This is a genomic window from Pseudomonas sp. TE12508, from assembly GCF_056279485.1.
In genome coordinates this window covers 41,175-59,378 of record NZ_JBWCCN010000001.1, presented here as the reverse complement: position 1 = coordinate 59,378, position 18,204 = coordinate 41,175, and the positions used below count along the sequence as shown (strand labels likewise).

Annotated in this window: 19 protein-coding genes and 1 pseudogene; 9 read left to right on the top strand and 11 right to left on the bottom strand. The window is 58.1% G+C overall.

Translation table 11 applies throughout. The annotated features are described in order from the left end of the window. Positions 1–38: 38 nt before the first annotated feature. The gene (ompR, locus tag ACZ9IM_RS00215; RefSeq protein ID WP_007903084.1) at positions 39–779 is read left to right on the top strand and encodes an osmolarity response regulator transcription factor OmpR; all 741 of its coding nucleotides are present in this window, start codon (positions 39–41) and stop codon (positions 777–779) included. A gap of 114 nt (positions 780–893) precedes the next feature. Next, positions 894–2,207, top strand: coding sequence for an ATP-binding protein (locus ACZ9IM_RS00210; protein WP_063341947.1), 1,314 nt, complete (start codon positions 894–896; stop codon positions 2,205–2,207). Between the two features lie 126 nt (positions 2,208–2,333). Here the strand turns inward: ACZ9IM_RS00210 and rimK are convergent, their stop codons facing one another. Further along, positions 2,334–3,239: a 30S ribosomal protein S6--L-glutamate ligase gene (rimK, locus tag ACZ9IM_RS00205; RefSeq protein WP_007903081.1), complete on the bottom strand. Its 906-nt coding sequence runs from the start codon at positions 3,237–3,239 to the stop codon at positions 2,334–2,336. Further along, positions 3,236–3,715 carry a retropepsin-like aspartic endopeptidase RimB gene (gene rimB, locus ACZ9IM_RS00200; protein ID WP_007903080.1) on the bottom strand — a complete coding sequence of 160 codons (480 nt, stop codon included), beginning with the start codon at positions 3,713–3,715 and terminating at the stop codon, positions 3,236–3,238. Before rimB ends, rimK begins: the two co-directional genes overlap by 4 nt. Before the next feature lie 214 nt (positions 3,716–3,929). On the opposite strand from rimB, the gene ACZ9IM_RS00195 reads away from it, so the two are divergent. From ACZ9IM_RS00195 to ACZ9IM_RS00185, 3 genes are all read left to right on the top strand, one after another. Further along, on the top strand, positions 3,930–4,337 hold the full coding sequence (locus ACZ9IM_RS00195) for an RNA-binding S4 domain-containing protein (protein WP_007903079.1): 408 nt from the start codon (positions 3,930–3,932) through the stop codon (positions 4,335–4,337). A 225-nt stretch (positions 4,338–4,562) separates the two neighbouring features. Further along, positions 4,563–5,465, top strand: a complete 903-nt coding sequence (gene hslO, locus ACZ9IM_RS00190) for an Hsp33 family molecular chaperone HslO (protein WP_007903074.1) — start codon at positions 4,563–4,565, stop codon at positions 5,463–5,465. Positions 5,466–5,644: 179 nt separating this feature from the next. Beyond that, positions 5,645–7,186, top strand: coding sequence for a phosphoenolpyruvate carboxykinase (locus tag ACZ9IM_RS00185; RefSeq protein WP_427624170.1), 1,542 nt, complete (start codon positions 5,645–5,647; stop codon positions 7,184–7,186). A gap of 157 nt (positions 7,187–7,343) precedes the next feature. Here ACZ9IM_RS00185 and ACZ9IM_RS00180 read toward each other — a convergent pair whose 3' ends face one another. From ACZ9IM_RS00180 to ACZ9IM_RS00150, 7 genes and pseudogenes are all read right to left on the bottom strand, one after another. Beyond that, positions 7,344–8,615: a type II toxin-antitoxin system HipA family toxin gene (locus ACZ9IM_RS00180; RefSeq protein WP_427624168.1), complete on the bottom strand. Its 1,272-nt coding sequence runs from the start codon at positions 8,613–8,615 to the stop codon at positions 7,344–7,346. Beyond that, a complete protein-coding gene (locus ACZ9IM_RS00175; protein ID WP_427624167.1) occupies positions 8,612–9,106 on the bottom strand; it encodes a helix-turn-helix domain-containing protein in 495 nt (164 codons plus the stop codon). The genes ACZ9IM_RS00180 and ACZ9IM_RS00175 overlap by 4 nt, the downstream gene beginning before the upstream one ends. A gap of 224 nt (positions 9,107–9,330) precedes the next feature. Continuing rightward, entirely contained in the window at positions 9,331–9,684 is a 354-nt protein-coding gene (locus ACZ9IM_RS00170; protein WP_427624166.1) for a DUF1493 family protein, read from the bottom strand. Between the two features lie 56 nt (positions 9,685–9,740). Then, a pseudogene (locus ACZ9IM_RS00165) lies at positions 9,741–9,905 on the bottom strand (transcriptional regulator); the annotation flags it as partial. Between the two features lie 113 nt (positions 9,906–10,018). Next, a complete protein-coding gene (locus ACZ9IM_RS00160) occupies positions 10,019–10,315 on the bottom strand; it encodes a hypothetical protein (RefSeq protein ID WP_427624165.1) in 297 nt (98 codons plus the stop codon). Between the two features lie 338 nt (positions 10,316–10,653). Next, positions 10,654–10,821, bottom strand: a complete 168-nt coding sequence (locus tag ACZ9IM_RS00155) for an antitoxin PaaA2 family protein (RefSeq protein ID WP_476223268.1) — start codon at positions 10,819–10,821, stop codon at positions 10,654–10,656. Positions 10,822–10,904: 83 nt separating this feature from the next. After that, entirely contained in the window at positions 10,905–11,198 is a 294-nt protein-coding gene (locus ACZ9IM_RS00150) for a hypothetical protein (RefSeq protein WP_008076544.1), read from the bottom strand. Between the two features lie 311 nt (positions 11,199–11,509). On the opposite strand from ACZ9IM_RS00150, the gene ACZ9IM_RS00145 reads away from it, so the two are divergent. The 4 genes from ACZ9IM_RS00145 (at position 11,510) to ACZ9IM_RS00130 (ending at position 16,433) form a co-directional block, all read left to right on the top strand. Further along, positions 11,510–12,013: a polysaccharide deacetylase gene (locus ACZ9IM_RS00145; RefSeq protein ID WP_476223151.1), complete on the top strand. Its 504-nt coding sequence runs from the start codon at positions 11,510–11,512 to the stop codon at positions 12,011–12,013. Between the two features lie 422 nt (positions 12,014–12,435). Next, a complete protein-coding gene (locus ACZ9IM_RS00140; RefSeq protein WP_476223150.1) occupies positions 12,436–14,370 on the top strand; it encodes a RecQ family ATP-dependent DNA helicase in 1,935 nt (644 codons plus the stop codon). A 228-nt stretch (positions 14,371–14,598) separates the two neighbouring features. Then, a complete protein-coding gene (locus ACZ9IM_RS00135) occupies positions 14,599–15,825 on the top strand; it encodes a 3-hydroxyacyl-CoA dehydrogenase (protein ID WP_476223149.1) in 1,227 nt (408 codons plus the stop codon). A 176-nt stretch (positions 15,826–16,001) separates the two neighbouring features. Further along, positions 16,002–16,433: an acyl-CoA thioesterase gene (locus tag ACZ9IM_RS00130; RefSeq protein WP_476223148.1), complete on the top strand. Its 432-nt coding sequence runs from the start codon at positions 16,002–16,004 to the stop codon at positions 16,431–16,433. Between the two features lie 69 nt (positions 16,434–16,502). On the opposite strand, the gene ACZ9IM_RS00125 is transcribed toward ACZ9IM_RS00130, so the two are convergent. After that, a complete protein-coding gene (locus ACZ9IM_RS00125; protein ID WP_427624159.1) occupies positions 16,503–16,991 on the bottom strand; it encodes a glycine zipper domain-containing protein in 489 nt (162 codons plus the stop codon). A 337-nt stretch (positions 16,992–17,328) separates the two neighbouring features. Continuing rightward, positions 17,329–18,195 (bottom strand): ABC transporter permease, encoded by an 867-nt coding sequence (locus ACZ9IM_RS00120; protein ID WP_063341959.1) that lies wholly within the window; start codon positions 18,193–18,195, stop codon positions 17,329–17,331. Positions 18,196–18,204: the final 9 nt, after the last annotated feature.

The following is an 18,204-nucleotide window of genomic DNA, read 5'->3' as shown; positions in this document are numbered from 1 at the left end:
CTACGCCATAATGCGCGCCGAGATCAAAGGAGCATCCAATGAGCAGCACTGCAAACATTGCTGAAGGCGAAAAAATTCTTATTGTTGACGACGATCCCGGGCTGAGCAGCCTGCTGGAGCGCTTTTTCGTCAGCAAGGGCTACCGTGCCCGCGCCGTCCCGAACACGGAACAAATGGACCGCCTGCTGGCGCGTGAAGTGTTCAACCTGGTCGTCCTCGACCTGATGCTGCCCGGCGAAGACGGCCTGACCGCTTGCCGCCGCCTGCGCACGGCGAACAATCAGATTCCGATCATCATGCTGACCGCCAAGGGCGATGAGCTTAGCCGCATCAAGGGACTGGAACTGGGCGCCGACGATTACCTGGCCAAGCCGTTCAACCCGGACGAGCTGATGGCTCGGGTCAAAGCGGTTCTGCGTCGTCAGGCGGCACCGGTGCCGGGCGCCCCGGGCAGCGAAGACGAAAGCGTGACCTTCGGTGACTACGAATTGTCCCTGGCCACCCGCGAACTCAAGCGCGGCGACGAAGTGCACATGCTCACCACCGGTGAGTTTGCGGTGCTCAAGGCGTTGGTCATGAACGCGCGTCAGCCACTGACCCGCGACAAACTGATGAACCTGGCCCGTGGCCGCGAGTGGGATGCCCTGGAGCGTTCCATCGACGTGCAGATTTCCCGTCTGCGCCGGATGATCGAACCCGATCCGTCCAAACCACGCTACATCCAGACTGTCTGGGGCGTGGGTTACGTGTTCGTTCCGGATGGCGCCGCCACGAAGTGATCGGTGATTTGTAGGAGCGGGTCTTGCGGGCAAGGGGTCAGATGACCTTTCCCGCAGACCCGTGATCCGCAATATGCGAGCATGCTCGCTCCTGCAAGTGTGTAGCGGTTACTCATGAAAACCCCTGTTTGGTTCCCCCAGAGCTTCTTCTCCCGCACCCTGTGGCTGGTGCTGATCGTCGTCCTGTTCTCCAAGGCGCTGACCCTGGTTTATCTGTTGATGAACGAAGATGTGCTGGTGGATCGCCAATACAGCCACGGCGTCGCCCTGACGCTGCGTGCCTATTGGGCCGCCGACGAAGAAAATCGCACCAAGATCGCCGATGCCGCGACCCTGATTCGGGTGGTGGGTGCCGGTGTGCCGGAAGGCGAACAACACTGGCCTTACAGCGAGATCTACCAGCGCCAGATGCAGGATGAACTGGGCGCCGACACCGAAGTGCGATTACGCATGCACTCACCGCCGGCGCTGTGGGTGCGGGCACCCAGCCTGGGCGATGGCTGGCTGAAAGTGCCGTTGTATCCGCACCCATTGCGCGGCCAGAAAATCTGGAATGTGCTCGGCTGGTTCCTCGCCATCGGCCTGCTGTCCACCGCCTCGGCGTGGATTTTCGTCAGCCAGCTCAATCAACCGCTAAAACGCCTGGTCTATGCCGCGAGGCAACTGGGTCAGGGCCGCAGCGTGCGCCTGCCGATCAGCGATACACCGAGCGAAATGACCGAGGTTTATCGCGCCTTCAACCAAATGGCTGAAGACGTCGAACAAGCCGGCCGCGAGCGAGAACTGATGCTGGCCGGGGTCTCCCACGACCTGCGCACGCCCCTGACCCGTTTGCGGCTGTCCCTGGAACTGATGGGTGCCCACAGTGACCTGACAGACGACATGATCCGCGACATCGAAGACATGGACGCGATTCTGGATCAGTTCCTGGCCTTCATTCGTGACGGACGTGATGAGTCGGTGGAAGAAGTGGACCTGAGCGATCTGGTTCGCGAAGTTGCCGCGCCATATAACCAGAACGAAGAGAGAGTGCGCTTGCGCCTCGAACCGATCCAGCCGTTCCCGCTACGGCGGGTGTCGATGAAACGGTTGCTGAACAACCTCATCGGCAATGCCTTGCATCACGCCGGCAGCGGCGTTGAAGTGGCGGCTTATGTGTCCGGAGATTCCAGTGCGCCGTATGTGGTATTGAGCGTCATGGACCGTGGCGCGGGAATCGACCCGTCGGAGCTGGAGGCGATCTTCAACCCGTTCACCCGTGGCGATCGGGCCCGGGGCGGTAAGGGGACCGGGTTGGGGTTGGCGATCGTGAAGCGGATCGCTTCGATGCATGGCGGGAATGTCGAGCTGCGCAACCGCTCCGGTGGTGGGCTGGAAGCGCGGGTGCGGTTGCCGCTTGGGTTGATGTTGCCGAGGGATGCCGTCTAACCCGATCGTTCCCACGCTCTGCGTGGGAATGCCTCTTCGGACGCTCCGCGTTCGGCTCTGGAGGGGACGCGGAGCGTCCCGGGCTGCATTCCCACGCAGAGCGTGGGAACGATCACCGAGTCAGCTTCAGCCTTTACCTTTGGTCCGCGTCATATTCGGCCCGCCATTCTTCTCCAGATGCTCAATAATGATCCCCGCCACATTTTTCCCGGTGGTGGTTTCAATCCCTTCAAGCCCCGGCGACGAGTTCACTTCCATCACCAGCGGGCCATGATTGGAGCGCAGGATATCCACCCCCGCCACCGCCAACCCCATGACCTTCGCCGCTCGCAACGCGGTCATGCGTTCTTCCGGTGTGATCTTGATCAGGCTCGCACTGCCACCGCGATGCAGGTTGGAGCGAAACTCCCCCGGCTTGGCCTGGCGCTTCATCGCCGCGATCACCTTGTCGCCAACCACGAAACAACGAATGTCCGCGCCGCCGGCTTCCTTGATGTATTCCTGAACCATGATGTTTTGCTTCAGGCCCATGAAAGCCTCGATCACCGATTCCGCCGCCGTGGCCGTTTCACACAGCACCACACCGATGCCCTGAGTGCCTTCCAGCACCTTGATCACCAGCGGTGCGCCGTTGACCATCTCGATCAGGTCGGGAATGTCATCCGGGGAGTGGGCAAAGCCGGTGACTGGCAAACCGATCCCCCGGCGCGACAGCAATTGCAGCGACCGCAGTTTGTCTCGCGAACGGGCAATGGCTACCGATTCGTTGAGCGGAAACACCCCCATCATTTCGAACTGGCGCAGCACCGCGCAGCCGTAAAACGTCACCGATGCACCGATCCGCGGAATCACTGCATCGAAACCCTCCAGCGGTTTGCCACGGTAGTGGATCTGCGGCTTGTGGCTGGCAATGTTCATGTAGGCGCGCAGGGTATCGATCACCACCATTTCATGGCCACGCTCTATACCGGCTTCGACCAGACGACGGGTGGAATACAGACGCGGGTTCCGCGACAGCACAGCGATCTTCATGCAACACCTGTGGAGAAGGTAGATACCGGGAACACCGGCTTGTCTTGTACATATTTGATGCCCGGATTGACCACCAACTGGCCGTCGATCAGGGCTTTGGAACCGAGTAACAGGCGATAACGCATGGACTTGCGGCAGGCAAGGGTGAACTCGACCCGCCAGACCCGATCACCGAGGGCCAGGGTGGTGCTGACCACATAGCGCATCTGCGCATGGCCATTGGAGCTTTTAATGGTTTTCCTCGTTACCAGCGGGGCTTCACAGCGCCGGTGCCGCAGTTGCACCACCGTGCCCAGGTGCGCAGTGAAGCGCACCCACTGTTCCCCGTCGCGCTCGAACGGCTCGATGTCGGTGGCATGCAGGCTGGAGGTGCTGGCGCCGGTGTCGATTTTTGCCCGAAGGCCAGCGACTCCCAAATCCGGGAGCGCCACCCACTCGCGCAGACCGATAACGGTCAAATGGTCAAATGTCTTCAAAAGTGCTCAACCGGCAAAAACCGCTCAGACCGCGTGCGGCCGAATTCGCGGTATTCACGCAGAATAATGGGTAAAAGGCGACAGATATCTACGGCCCGAATTTCCATCCCTCAATGTGCGGGGGAATGCCTGCATTCTAATCCACAGCGTGGTGATTCATGGCACGACAGAAACGGTAGTACAGTTCATCGATATTTCAGAATGAGGTCATCCAATGGCACAAAAAAGCGAAGAGGACGACAAGGTCCGTCTCGATAAATGGTTGTGGGCCGCGCGTTTTTATAAAACACGTGCCTTGGCCAAGGCCGCGATTGAGAGTGGCAAGGTGCATTGCCGGGGCGAGCGCTGCAAGCCAGGCAAGGAGCCGAGGGTCGGCGATGAGTTTCAGATTCGCACCGGCTTCGAGGAACGCACGGTGGTGGTCCAGGCGCTGTCGATCGTGCGTCGTGGCGCGCCGGAGGCTCAGGCCCTGTATGCCGAAACCGAAGCCAGCATCGCCAAACGTGAAGCGGCTGCGGCCATGCGCAAGGCCGGGGCGTTGGGCGTGAGCACCGATGGCAAACCGAGCAAGAAGCAGCGCCGGGATCTGTTCAAGTTTCGCGGTAACAGCAACGACGAGTAGTGATCGCCGTCGGGCACAGACTTGCAATCGCGCACCTGTGCAGCCATATGGGTGTACTCGACAGCGGCAAAATGAAAATACCGTTCGTCGAAAACCGAGGTTTGACCTTGCTTGGAACAACCCCGGATTGTTCATAAAATGCCCTTACGGCTGAACTTTACCCACCCAAAAATGCGGAAACGACGCGATTTTTCTTTTTTGTCACCCTTTCAGATACCCAGACCTATGACCAATCTATCGGATAACGACTACACCCAACGCTTCATCTTCGATGACAGCGACACCCGCGGCGAGCTGGTTGGGTTGGAGCGTAGCTATGCCGAAGTCCTCGCCAAACACGCCTATCCGGAGCCGGTCGCACAACTGCTGGGCGAGTTGATGGCAGCGGCAGCGTTGCTGGTTGGCACCTTGAAGTTCGATGGCTTGCTGATTCTGCAGGCCCGCTCCGAAGGCCCGGTGCCGTTGCTGATGATCGAGTGCTCCAGCGAGCGCGAAATCCGTGGCCTGGCTCGTTACGAAGCCGACCAGATCGCCCCCGACGCGACCCTCGCCGACTTGATGCCCAATGGCGTGCTGGCGCTGACCGTCGACCCGACTCAGGGCCAACGCTACCAAGGCATCGTCGACCTCGACGGCGCGACCCTGTCGGAGTGCTTCACCAATTACTTCGTCATGTCCCAACAAACCAATACCCGCTTTTGGCTCTACGCCGATGGCCGTCGTGCCCGTGGTCTGTTGCTGCAGCAATTGCCTGCCGACCGTCTGAAAGACGAAGAAGAACGCGCCGCCAGCTGGCAGCACATCACCACGCTGGGCGGTACTCTGACCGCCGATGAATTGCTGAGCCTGGACAACGAAACCGTGCTCCATCGCCTCTACCATGAAGAGCAGGTGCGCCTGTTCGATGTGCAGAAACTACGCTTCCATTGCAGTTGCTCCCGGGAACGCTCGGGCAATGCGCTGGTCAGTTTGGGTCTGGAAGATGCTCAGAAGCTGGTCGTCGAACATGGCGGCCGCATCGAGATCGATTGTCAGTTTTGTAACGAACGTTACCTGTTCGACGCAGCCGATATCACCCAATTGTTTGCTGGTGCAGGGGTCGATACGCCGTCAGATACCCGTCACTAAAACGTTTCAGTGCAGGTAAATTCACTGCTTAACGCCGGAATAACGCCGTTCTGACGGGAGGGCCCTACACTTTTTGGGCTTTTCTGGCATAATCCGGCCCACTTTTTTCGCGGTAGTAGTGCACGACTTTCTACTACAAAACGTTTGGAGCACTCGGCCACTGGCCGACGGGGAACCTCATGACGCAAGCCAATAACGCCGTGTACACCGATCTGAGTGTTGATGATCTGGTTAAAGAAGCCCTGAATCGCGGTGAAGGCGAGCTTGCCGATACCGGCGCGCTGGTTGTTCGCACCGGTCACCGTACCGGCCGTTCGCCAGTCGATCGTTTCATCGTTGAAGAGCCGACCACCCAGGACGCCATCGCCTGGGGCCCGATCAACCGCAAGTTCCCGGCCGACAAGTTCGATGCCCTGTGGGCTCGCGTCGAGGCCTTCAACAACGCGCAAGAGCATTTCGTTTCCCACGTGCACGTAGGTGCTGCCGAAGAGCACTACCTGGCCGTGAAGATGACCACCCAGACTGCCTGGCAGAACCTGTTCGGTCGTTGCCTGTTCATCAACCCGGCCCAGTACAACCCGGCTGGTCGTGACGAGTGGCAAGTCCTCAACGTTGCCAACTTCGAATGCGTGCCAGAGCGTGACGGCACCAACTCCGACGGTTGCGTGATCCTCAACTTCGCCCAGAAGAAAGTGCTGATCGCCGGCATGCGCTACGCCGGTGAAATGAAGAAAGCCATGTTCTCGGTGCAGAACTTCCTGCTGCCGGCCGCTGACGTGCTGCCAATGCACTGCGCTGCCAACATCGGTGAAGCGGGCGACGTAACCCTGTTCTTCGGTTTGTCCGGTACCGGCAAGACCACCCTGTCCGCCGACGAAAGCCGTTACCTGATCGGTGACGACGAACACGGTTGGGGCGAAGGCGTGGTGTTCAACATCGAAGGCGGTTGCTATGCCAAGTGCATCGACCTGTCCGAGAAGAACGAACCCGTCATCTGGAAAGCCATCAAGCACGGCGCAGTCCTGGAAAACGTGGTGCTGGACGACGCCAAGAAGGCTGACTACGCCGACGGCAGCCTGACCCAGAACAGCCGCGCCGCCTACCCGCTGGAGCACGTCGAGAAGCGTTCCGAGAAAAACCTCGGTGGCGAGCCAAACGCTGTGATCTTCCTGACCTGCGACCTGACCGGCGTTCTGCCGCCAGTCTCGATCCTCAGCGAAGAACAAGCGGCCTACCACTTCCTGTCCGGCTACACCGCTCTGGTGGGCTCGACCGAAATGGGTTCCGGCAGCGGCATCAAATCGACCTTCTCCACCTGCTTCGGCGCACCATTCTTCCCGCGCCCGGCTGGCGAATACGCAGAACTGCTGATCAAACGCATCCGCGGCTTCGGCTCCAAGGTCTACCTGGTCAACACCGGCTGGACCGGCGGCGGCTACGGCGTCGGCAAACGCTTCAACATCCCGACCACTCGTGGCGTGATCGCAGCGATCCAGAGCGGCGCGTTGATCGGTGCTGAGACTGAGCACCTGGACACCATCAACCTGGACGTGCCACTGGCCGTACCGGGCGTTGAGACTGGCCTGTTGAACCCACGTAACACCTGGGCTGACAAGGCTGCTTACGATGAAGCTGCTAAAGCACTGGCTGGGTTGTTTGTTGAGAACTTCAAGAAGTTCGACGTGAGCGACGCGATCAAGGCTGCTGGGCCGAAGTTGTAAGGTCTGGATTTAGCGAATGAAAAAGCCGCCCTTTGAGGGCGGCTTTTTTGTGGGCGCCCAGCATGGGTGCAATCTTGTGGGTGAAGGTCCCCGTAGGCGACCGAGTGTGGGGAGGAAGCGTGAATCGAAGTCATGAGCCGTAGTTGGTGCGTTGAGGCTAATTACCTGCCAGCCGAAACGCTGGGGCCATGTTGTCTCTCTCTCGCTTCGAAAGCCCTAAAGCACTAGCCACGGTTGACCATTGGCTGACAGCTTCCCGGAAATTCTCGATAATTTCGTCTGCGTCTTTACGGCTGATACGGAAGTACTCTGCAACTTCGCGAGCGAGCTCAAGATCCAAGGCGTTGTCTGAATCGGTGATGTTGAGTTTCAATCCATCGGCATGGGGTACCGGGTTCATATCGTAGGCTTCAGACAGGCGCCATCCTCGACCAGGATCAAGGATAAAACCATGATTGCGCAGGTGGTCGTCGGTATTGGAAACCAAGATGTTGAACACGATACGAGACCACAACTCGCGAAGATCCGCGTTAGTTTCTGAGCCGTGCTTCATGAGTACTTCAGCCAACTCCAGATAGCTGGCACCTGCCGATGCATCGTCGCCGTCTACCCTATCTGTCATGGTCATGGCTGAGGCGAAGTGCAGTCGACCACCATTTTTTGTTCGGTCGAAGCGCTTAACCATGAAGCAGTGATGATCGCTCGCGAAGCGTTGCGCCACACCAGTCGCTACCCGCAGCCCGCAGCTATCCGCCAAGGCATTTGCCACCAGCTCCCAACCACCGACGTCATAGTCATCGCGAGTGCTTGGAAATTTAGCGATCCACAAATGACCAGCTTCGTCAGCGACGCTGGCCTTAGGTCTGGCTCCGCCCAATGAGCCGCCTGGTGCAATCAACATTCTCAGCCATTCGCGTCCATCGGGAGCGGTGTTGTCCTCATCGCTCTCCAGTGCGCGACTTGCCTGCTCCAAGGCGCGTAACTCGACGAAGGGTGGAGCAGCCAATCCATCGCGATCATCCAGAAAATTGCCTTGGTCATTGAGTTTGTAGCGGATCGCCCCGACCCGGTAGCGGTCATGAACCCCCAAAAGAAAGTCGGATTCGTACAGCTTGGTTCCGTCAGGTACCAAGCCCTCGCGGATATCTCGCTCCAGTCGACGTTTCATAAGCAACTGACCCCACCGATCAGGGCTTGAGTCAGCAAATAGGCCAAACCGGCTCTGATGTTGACCTGGGTACTGACGGCCTTCAAAAAGCCCGATACGAGGATCAAGAGAAATGAAATTTAACGCTGGATCGGCCAGTGCGGCAGAGTCGTACTCAAACTCAAATACGTTTGCGGAGCGAGTCTTTCTTACGTGCAAGAACCCAAGTCGTCTTGGACCGTTCAAGGTTTCCCAATCGGCATACACAGCGATTAATGTCATTTTTCACTTTCCGTAGGTTTGTTTTTTTTCTTGATCACCAAGCGAGATAACGAGTGGGTGCTGAAAGGGAAATCAGGAACGCGATTTGATTCGGGACCGGATTTTTCAATGAATTGGCCGCTCTTTTCATTAGCGGGGGGCGGCGTTCTGGTCGCAGCAATGCTTCGTGCGCTTCGGCGTTTATTGACTGTGAGTTTCGCTCCGGGGGTTAACTGAGCATCTTGCAGTTGGCGCCCTAACTCATCCACTGCGGCGAGCTTGCTCAAGTCCTTTTCCAGCCCCAGCACCTGCATGACCGACAAATACGCGCCCATGGTCACGCCTGCTCCGCCTGACTCCAGAGAGCGCAGTGTTGTCAGTGACATGCCAGCCCTTTCGGCGACTTGCTTGGCTGTCAGTTTTCGGCGCAGTCGAGCGAGTTTCAGTCGCTCGCCAAACTCAGAGAGCAGCTTGGATGCGGCGGGCAAAAGTGGCGCTGTTTTCTTAGCCATATGCCATTATTCCTTCACTTTTAAGCATAAACTGCCAGAATAATAGCACTTAATGGAAATGCTGCTTCACTGTCTCACGAGGTTACGGGATCAGCTTGTTATGTGCCGCCATTCCTTGTTTATGCAGCAGGACAGGATTTGATCGATCATCATTAACTGCCATTATTCCAGTCGAAATAAGCTTAAACAGCCAGAATAATGCCACTTGTGTTGCGATATGCGCGTTACAGGCCTTCCAATCCTTGTGTATCCCACCGTTGCAACTTGACCGCTTGGTAAAGCATGCCAATGGTCAGTGGGATTTTGTCGCCACGTCCTTTCGCCCTGCGTTTGAGGAACACATCAAACCCTTCCGGCTGAAAGTAGCGATAGGCGTCGTAGTCCACGAAGTCGATCCCAAACTGTTCTTCCAGCGCTTCCATCAAATGCCGCGCATCAGCGCTGTCGCAGCTCAGGTCGAAATTGATCGAGGTGCTGAGGCTGAGCGTTTTGCGTTCAGGCAGGCCAAGTTCTTCGTGTAGCAGCTGCATGAGCAAGTGCATGGCGTGGTCGTCGGGGAAGTTGGGAGAGAGGTTCATGGCGCATCTTCCGTTGGGTGTGTACCGATTAAGCCTGACTTTGCGGCGCGTCGGTCGTCGATCAACGCTGCGAATTTGGCCTGAGTCAGACCGGTAGCTTTGCGGATTTCTTTGACTCGCAACGCGTCAACATGGAATTCGCGGGAAGGCTCACGCTCACCGCGCAGGATTTCGTTCATCTGTTGCACGCTTTCCATTAGCTCATCAAAAAACTTGCTCATGGTTGCCTCCAGTACTCGATGACGGCTTTCGATGTTCCACGCTCCAAGAGCCGAACGCGGAGCGTCCGTGGAGGCATTCCCACGCGGAGCGTGGGAACGATCTTCCCTCGGTGTCAGCTTGGTGCTTTCCAGCCCATCATGCGTTGCTGGGCGACTTTCAGTAGGTCGCAGCCATCCTGGGTCAGCAGGTAGAGCGCGTGGGTGATGTGGGGGATGTCTTCTACGTCGCCGTGTTTGAAGCAAACGCAGTGCAAGGTTTTGAGGAGATCGCTGGACGCTCGGATGCGCTGGAGGGCGGCTTCGAGGATGTCCTGGGGGTTGGCCTCTGTGTCGATGATCAGGGGCGGGGAATCGGTGAGGTTGGATTGGAGCGGGCGGTAACGATCGGTGAGCGGTTTCCATGAATTCATTGTGTTTATCCTCAAATGCATCAAATGAAGCCACCACCATCGTGACCAAGCGATGGGAGGTGGACTGTGTTCAGGTTGGTCAACCGGTGAGGATCACACGCATACCCGGCACGCCCGAAGGCGTCCCAAACACAGCCACCATAAAGCGTGCAGACACTTGAGGTGCCGGCAGCATACAGCGAACGCGTAAGTATGATCCATTCGGGTGACCAAGCCCGAGCCGCTGATTTGGCAGCGACAGTCACGACTATAGGTGTGAGTTGCGGGCAGCGATAGGCGACAAGGTGTCTTCGGTTGTAGGAACGGGATGAAGCTTTGATAGGCCGTTGCTGACGGACTTATCCCTTCCGCATTTTCTCTCGTTTAATTGCCATTACGCGTTTGACTTCTTCATTGGGAATGCAGGGACGAGGGTCGTCGAGGCTGGCTTGTACTTGTGCTCTGAACCATGTGCCGCAGGCCGCTTTATCGAGTTGTCGTTGAGCATCGGATGTTTCGTTTTTCATCAGGCATACCGCGTTATCGTTCATCGCGGGCAAGCCCGGCTCCCACAGGGATCTTCATGTGGGTCTGGATTTGTTTTCTGGCATCAATTGGTAGTGATTCTCGGCAGTCGCTGCCGGGCAACTTCAAGCAATTCGTGACCATCCTGGGTCAGCAGGTACAGCGCACTGACGATGTTTGGAATGTCTTTCACGTCAGCCTGTTTGAAGCACAGGCAATAGAGTGTTTCGAGCAGGTCGCTGGCGGCGCGGATGCGTTGCTGGGCGGCATCGAGAATCTCGTGAGGATTGGCTTGGGTGTCGATGACCAGCACGGGGGTTTCGCTGTAGCTGGTTTTGAGCGGGCGATAGCGGTTGGTTAACGGTTGGAACGTGTTCATCGAGGTCAGTCCTGTGGGAAATCGGGCAGGCTCGCCGGCGGGCCGACACAGTGTTTTCAGCCGAGTCGGAAACTATAGAGGGCGGCAGCGAGGCGTCGCAATAAGACGTAAATGGACGGGTTTTGTAGGGGGTTTACCGGCGCTATCGACCTTTGCCTACGCACGTACCGACTATTTTTTAAGCTTTTCCCCCGAGAGGTCGATATTCCTACGGGATTGTCAGGCGTGGCGCACTGAACCTCCGTAGGGTGCGCGCCAGATTTTGTAGGACGTTTCGAAACGTCTGAGTCAACTCTTAAAGGGAATTAGGTATGCAATGGCTACGTATGGCCTCGATTTTATTGTTGTGGGCTGGTGCTTGTCGGATGGCGGGCGCTGCTGACGTCGTTCATTCGCTGGTCCTCGCCAACATGGACCGCAACGGTTGGCCACAGGCGCTGACCACTCAGGCAGATGTCGACACCGCATCCCGCGCCGAGGTGTTGATGGTGGGCAAGGCGCTGCTGGCCAGCGAAGCGCTGGACGAACAGGGTCTGAAACAGCGGCTGGGTGTGCCGGCTGTGAAGCTCAAATCGGTCAGGCAAGTGCGTGAGGGGTTGTGGGATCGGTTGCTGGTCACCTACCACAACGCCAGCCAGAACTGTGACGGCGAACCTTTCTGCCCCCGTGTGCGAAGTGTCGCTGATTTACGTCAGTTGGCGGCGGCGTTCACGGGCGAAATCAGCCCGGCTTATGCAGTTTGGGCGAGCAAGAGCCGGGTGTTTCATGAGCAGGCGCTGGATGAGCAGTTGCGGGTGGCGGTGTTGGTCCCGTAGCCACCCGACGTCAGTCAATCGATGACTAAGTCTGTGAGGCGCCGCCCAGAGTTGTGGGTGTAGCGAGGAGCGGAGGTTCGTCAGGGAGCTTCATGCACCCGCTCAGCAGCAGAGATGCAAAGACAAGGACAATGGGTAAAAACTGAGTGTATGGCATGGTTGTTCCTTCATAAGAATCCGCGTGCGGGCGTCCTGCCTTGATGAAAACTTCGCGGATGATGGTTTTTCTCGGGGTGAACATTACCGGCTGACAGGGGCTGATGTCAGGGGGCAAAGTGCCTCGTTTGTTTCAATCCGTGGCGAAGGAATCAATGGGGTGACGCTGTATCATCCAGTATCGTTTTTACCCCCGACCTTTTCTCGACCCGCTGCGTTCGCCAGCTAGGCTTTGGGCTTCGCAGCGGTCAACGGAGTGACAGCTTATGCACAACACCCTGGAACAGGTTTTCGGTTACCCACAGTTTCGACCCGGCCAGGAGGCGGCGGTCAGTGCTGTGTTGGCCGGCCGCTCGGCGGCGGCGATTTTCCCGACCGGTTCGGGCAAGTCCCTTTGCTATCAACTGCCGGCCTTGTTGCTGCCGCACCTGACGTTGGTGGTCTCGCCTTTGCTGGCGTTGATGCAGGATCAGTTAGCGTTCTTGCAGCGCCACGGCATTGCGGCGGGCAGTATCGATTCGGCCCAGAGCCGCGATGACGCCAGCGATGTGATGGCCCGGGCAAAGTCCGGCGAGCTGAAGATTCTGATGATTTCCGTGGAGCGACTGAAGAACGAGCGCTTCCGCCATTTTTTGCAGCAGGTGCCGATCTCGCTGCTGGTGGTGGACGAGGCCCACTGCATCTCTGAATGGGGCCATAACTTTCGCCCCGATTACCTCAAGCTGCCGGACTACCAACGCCAGTTCAACATTCCTCAGGCCCTGCTGCTGACCGCCACCGCGACACCCAAGGTGATCGCCGACATGCAGGCTAAATTCGCCATCGCCCCTGAGGATGTGGTGACGACCGGTTTCTACCGGCCCAACCTCAATCTGTTGGTGGAACCGGTACGCGGCCAGGACAAGCGACGACGCCTTGTCGAGTGGATGAGCCAGCGTCCTGGCCAGCCGAGTATCGTCTACGTCACCCTGCAGAAAACCGCTGAGCACATTGCCGAGCATCTGACCCGCAGCGGCATTCAGGCGGAGGCCTATCACGCCGGTTTGCCGCACGAACAGCGCGAAGCAATCCAGCGGCGGTTCATGGGTGGGCAATCCAATTGCATCGTCGCCACCATTGCCTTCGGCATGGGCATCGATAAAAGCGATATCCGCAACGTGGTGCATTTCGACCTGCCTAAATCCATCGAAAACTACAGCCAGGAAATCGGTCGCGCCGGGCGTGACGGTCAGCCGTCCGATTGCCTGGTGCTGGCCAACCGCGACAGCCTCAACGTGCTGGAAAACTTCGTCTACGGCGACACGCCGGAACGGGACGGCATTCGTTGCGTGCTCGACGAGTTGCAAGCCACTGCGCCCGAGGGGCAATGGGAATTTCTGCTGGGGCCTTTGGCCGATCAGAGCAACATTCGCCAGTTACCGCTCAAGACTTTGCTGGTGCAGCTGGAACTGCGCGCAATGATCGCCCCGCGTTATGCCTATTACGCCGAGTACCGCTTCAAGTATTTGCAGGAACCCGAAGCATTGCTTGCCCGATTTGAAGGTGAGCGAAAGGACTTCGTCTCGGCGATCATCCAGACCTCCAGCCGCGCACGGACCTGGGCCACGGTGAATTTCGATGCGCTGTATGAGCAGTATTCCGCCGAGCGCAGTCGGGTGGTCAAGGCGCTGGATTACTTCCAGGAGAAGGGCTGGGTCGAGGTTGAAAGCAAGCAGATGACCGAGGTCTACAGCCTGCTGCAAGCGGACTTTGATTCCCAAACCCTGAGCGCTGAATTGCACGCCTACTTCACCCAACACGAGCGCACCGAGATCGCTCGGATTCACGCCATGCTCGATCTGTTCGCTACTGACCACTGCCTGGGCTATCGCCTGGCGGAGTACTTCGGCGACGAAAACGCACCGAAGCAGTGCGGGCATTGTTCCGTGTGTCACGGTCACGTGGCGCGATTGCCGGCACCGCCAGAATTGCCAGCGCTTGTGGATAAAAATTTCGAGGCGCTGTGTGGTGATTTTATCCACAGGCACGAGCAGCACACGGGGAGTGCTCCATCGGCGGAGCGCGTCACGCGGTTTCTGTGTGGGATCAGCGTGCCGCTGTTTACCAAGCTCAAGGCGCGCTCGATTCCGGGGTTTGCGGCGTTGGAGGATTATCCGTATGGCGACGTGCGCGACTGGTCCCAGTCGCACCTGCCAAGCTGAAGCACCGTCAATGTGGGAGCGGGCTTGCTCGCGAAGGGGCCATCACATTCAACATTGATGTTGCCTGACACACCGCTTTCGCGAGCAAGCCCGCTCCCACAGGGATATCGGTGCTTTTGAAAGCTTATCCATCCCCTGAATGTCGCTCATCACAGGAATAAACTTCAAAAAAGCCCGGCGCCTGACTATGGTGAGGACTGTCTTTGGATCGCTAACAAGAGAACAACCATGAGCCAGACACCGTTCGATATTCAGCGCGCCGCCGTGATCGGTGCGGGCACCATGGGCCGTGGCATTGTCATGTGCCTGGCCAACGCCGGGGTGCCGGTGCAATGGGTCGATAACAATCCGCAGATGCTTGAGCAAGCGCTGACCAGCGTAGCTGAGACTTACGCCCACAACGTGCGTCAGGGACGGATCGATCAGGCAGAGGCGGATGCGCGCATTGCACGGGTGACGGCGGCGGCTGATTACGCAGCGATCCGCGATGTCGATCTGGTCATCGAAGCGGTCTACGAAAACCTCGAGTTGAAACAGAAAATCTTCCGCGAACTCGACGGCCTGCTCAAACCTGAAGCGATTCTGGCCAGCAATACCTCAGCGCTGGACATTGACGCCATCGCCGCTGCCACTCGCCGTCCGCAACAGGTCCTGGGCCTGCATTTCTTCAGCCCGGCGCACATCATGAAATTGTTGGAGATCGTGCGCGGCGCCCAGACGGAGCCGGCGGTGCTTGATGCGGCGCTGGAACTGGGCAAGCGCATGGGCAAGGTCAGCGTGGTGTCGGGCAACTGCCATGGCTTCATTGGCAACCGCATGCTGCATCCGTACGTGCTCGAAGCGCGCAAGATGCTGCTGGAGGGCGCTTTGCCTCATCAGGTGGATGCGGCGCTGCAAGGTTTTGGTTTCGCCATGGGGCCGTTTCGCATGTACGACGTGGTCGGCATCGACCTGGAGTGGCGCGCTCGGGAACTGGCTGGCAAAGGCCAGGATGCGCCGGAGGTTCAAGTGGACAACCGCTTGTGCGAGCTGGGGCGTTTTGGTCAGAAGAGTGGCGATGGGTATTACCACTACGAACCGGGCAGTCGCCAGGCTGAACACGATCTGGAAGTCGATGCGCTGGTACTGGAAGTCAGCGAAGGGTTGGGGTTCCAGCGTCGTGAGATCGGCCCTGAAGAGGTTCTGGAGCGTTGTTTGCTGGCGCTGGTCAATGAAGGAGCGAAGATTCTTCAGGAAGGCATCGCGGCATCGGCGCATGACATCGACCTGGTCTATCTCAACGGTTATGGCTTCCCGGCGGACAAGGGCGGGCCGATGGCCTGGGCGGATCAGCAAGGGTTGGAAGATATTCATCTGCGGTTGTTGCAGCTTGAGACCAAGCAGGGCGATCACTGGGCGCCGGCGCGGTTGATTGGTGAGCTGGCGGCAGAGGGGCGAGGGTTCGCTGACATGTGATTTTATGTGGCGTTTGTGAAGGCCCCTTCGCGAGCAAGCCCGCTCCCACACTGGATCTCAGCCGTACACAAAACCTGTGTCCAATAAAGATCGAATGTGGGAGCGGGCTTGCTCGCGAAGAACGATAACGCGGTTTTCGCTTTAGACTCGCTATTCAATTCCAGGAATCGACGCTGATGTCCAACCCGATGCCCCAACGCACCGATTACTCGCACTTGCAGCCCATCACCACTCGCTGGCACGACAATGATGTCTACGGTCACGTCAACAATGTCACCTACTACAGTTTTTTCGATACGGCGGTAAACACCTACCTGATCGAAGTCGGTGGCCTGGATATCCATGACGGCGAGGTGGTGGGGTTTGTGGTGAGTTCGGCCTGCGACTACTTTGCCTCTATCGCTTTCCCGGACCGGATCGAAATCGGCCTGCGGGTCGGCAAGTTGGGCAACAGCTCGGTGCAGTACGAATTGGCGGTGTTCAAGGCAGGTGAAGATGATGCCTGTGCGGCGGGGCGCTTCGTGCATGTGTTTGTGGATCGGACCACGAATCAGCCGGTGGCAATTCCTGTCGAATTGCGCGGGGCGTTGGAGCGACTGGCGATCTGAGAGGCAAAAAAAATCGCAGCCCGGGGGCTGCGATTTTTTGATCTACCGGTAAACGAGGCGATTCAAGCCTCAGTCGCGATAGCGATGTTTATGCTTGCGATGGCCATAGGCATGACCACGACCTGGATGGCCGCGACGGTAGTAACCACGATCGTCATCATCATAACCACGACGATAGGAACGACGATCATCGTCGTCGCTCTTGTTGCCCATGTAGTTACCCAGCGCGCCACCGGCGCCGCCACCTGCTGCGGAACCGATCAGGCTGCCGGTGGTGCCGCCCATGCTGCGGCCGACCACGTTACCGCCTGCTGCGCCCAGCGCACCGCCAATGGCGGCTTCGCCACGGCTGCGTTTGTCTGCGCCGACTGCGCTACCACCCGCGCCGCCCAAGGCCGCGCCAATGGTTGAACCTGTACTGCCGCCTAGCGATTGACCGACGACCGAGCCAAGAACCCCGCCCAATGCGCCGCCCACACCTGCTTCGGTGGTGCCGCCAGCAGAAGCGAAGCCACTGACCAGGCCAAGGGACAACAAGAGAATCGAGGAGAACTTCATAGAGGAACCTCAAGGGGATGACGGCGCGATCCTGAGGCTGTGTCATGGTTGTGACAATAGAAATCCGACGAGTAACACGACTTGAGCACAATTCTATAAGTTACTGTTTTTTGGGTGGAACTTAACTGTTTTTCGCCGGTCTTTAACTACTTCGCAAAGGCCGTTTTGATACAGAAACGGCCTTTTTTGTGGGCGATTGGAAAGTGCGGCTCGAAAAAATTCGTTGAATGTTCTACCGCCATCGCGAGCAGGCTCGCTCCTACAGTGGAGTTTCGGTCGAACACAAATGCTGTGTCCACCGAAGACCGCGATGGAGCCAGATCAGACACCGTAGAACCTACCGCTGCATCCCCCACCGCTTCACCGTCACCCGCTCCAACGTATCAAACACCAGGTTTTCCACCAGCAACCCAATCAGGATCACCACCGCTAACCCGGCAAACACCTTGTCGGTATACAGCTCATTACGATTCTGGAAGATGTACCACCCCAAACCACCCTTGCCGCTGGTAGCGCCAAACACCAGTTCGGCGGCGATCAGCGTACGCCAGGCGAAGGCCCAGCCGATTTTCAGCCCGGCAAGAATCGACGGCAACGCGGCCGGGATCAGGATGAACAACACGAAACGGATACCCTTGAGGCCGTAATTGCGCCCGGCCATGCGCAAGGTTTCCGAGACACCGAGAAACCCGGCATAGGTGTTCAAGGCCAACGCCCAGAGCACCGAATGCACCAGTACAAAAATCAGGCTGTTCTGCCCCAGGCCAAACCACAGCAGCGCCAGCGGCAACAGGGCAATGGCCGGCAACGGGTTGAACATCGAGGTCAGCGTGCTGAGCAAATCGCGACCGAATCGGGTCGACACCGCCAGCGTCGTCAGGACAAACGCCAGAACGATGCCAATCAGGTAACCCTTGAGCAAAACAACCAGCGAAATCCACACCTTGCCCAGCAGTTCGCCGCTGAGCAGGCCGTCCTGCAGCGCGCTGGCGGTTTGCAAAAAGCTCGGCAGCAGCAGGTCGTTGTTCTGATAACGGGCAACGGCTTCCCAAAGCACCGCGAGCAAAATCAGGATCAGGCTTTTGCGTAGCCAGCCTTGCTGCCAGAGACGCTGGCCGAGCGGTAATTCACGCTCCAGCGGTACGCTGGTCAGCGGCTGCAAAACAGTTTCGTACTCTTTACGCGCAGATGATGAATGGCTCATCGGGCAATC

Coding starts and splice junctions, on each gene's coding strand:
- ompR (WP_007903084.1), top strand. CDS start 39: ATGAGCAGCACTGCAAACATTGCTGAAGGCGAAAAAATTCTTATTGTT.
- ACZ9IM_RS00210 (WP_063341947.1), top strand. CDS start 894: ATGAAAACCCCTGTTTGGTTCCCCCAGAGCTTCTTCTCCCGCACCCTG.
- rimK (WP_007903081.1), bottom strand. CDS start 3,239: ATGAAGATCGCTGTGCTGTCGCGGAACCCGCGTCTGTATTCCACCCGT.
- ACZ9IM_RS00195 (WP_007903079.1), top strand. CDS start 3,930: ATGGCACAAAAAAGCGAAGAGGACGACAAGGTCCGTCTCGATAAATGG.
- hslO (WP_007903074.1), top strand. CDS start 4,563: ATGACCAATCTATCGGATAACGACTACACCCAACGCTTCATCTTCGAT.
- ACZ9IM_RS00185 (WP_427624170.1), top strand. CDS start 5,645: ATGACGCAAGCCAATAACGCCGTGTACACCGATCTGAGTGTTGATGAT.
- ACZ9IM_RS00180 (WP_427624168.1), bottom strand. CDS start 8,615: ATGACATTAATCGCTGTGTATGCCGATTGGGAAACCTTGAACGGTCCA.
- ACZ9IM_RS00175 (WP_427624167.1), bottom strand. CDS start 9,106: ATGGCTAAGAAAACAGCGCCACTTTTGCCCGCCGCATCCAAGCTGCTC.
- ACZ9IM_RS00170 (WP_427624166.1), bottom strand. CDS start 9,684: ATGAACCTCTCTCCCAACTTCCCCGACGACCACGCCATGCACTTGCTC.
- ACZ9IM_RS00160 (WP_427624165.1), bottom strand. CDS start 10,315: ATGAATTCATGGAAACCGCTCACCGATCGTTACCGCCCGCTCCAATCC.
- ACZ9IM_RS00155 (WP_476223268.1), bottom strand. CDS start 10,821: ATGAAAAACGAAACATCCGATGCTCAACGACAACTCGATAAAGCGGCC.
- ACZ9IM_RS00150 (WP_008076544.1), bottom strand. CDS start 11,198: ATGAACACGTTCCAACCGTTAACCAACCGCTATCGCCCGCTCAAAACC.
- ACZ9IM_RS00145 (WP_476223151.1), top strand. CDS start 11,510: ATGCAATGGCTACGTATGGCCTCGATTTTATTGTTGTGGGCTGGTGCT.
- ACZ9IM_RS00140 (WP_476223150.1), top strand. CDS start 12,436: ATGCACAACACCCTGGAACAGGTTTTCGGTTACCCACAGTTTCGACCC.
- ACZ9IM_RS00135 (WP_476223149.1), top strand. CDS start 14,599: ATGAGCCAGACACCGTTCGATATTCAGCGCGCCGCCGTGATCGGTGCG.
- ACZ9IM_RS00130 (WP_476223148.1), top strand. CDS start 16,002: ATGTCCAACCCGATGCCCCAACGCACCGATTACTCGCACTTGCAGCCC.
- ACZ9IM_RS00125 (WP_427624159.1), bottom strand. CDS start 16,991: ATGAAGTTCTCCTCGATTCTCTTGTTGTCCCTTGGCCTGGTCAGTGGC.
- ACZ9IM_RS00120 (WP_063341959.1), bottom strand. CDS start 18,195: ATGAGCCATTCATCATCTGCGCGTAAAGAGTACGAAACTGTTTTGCAG.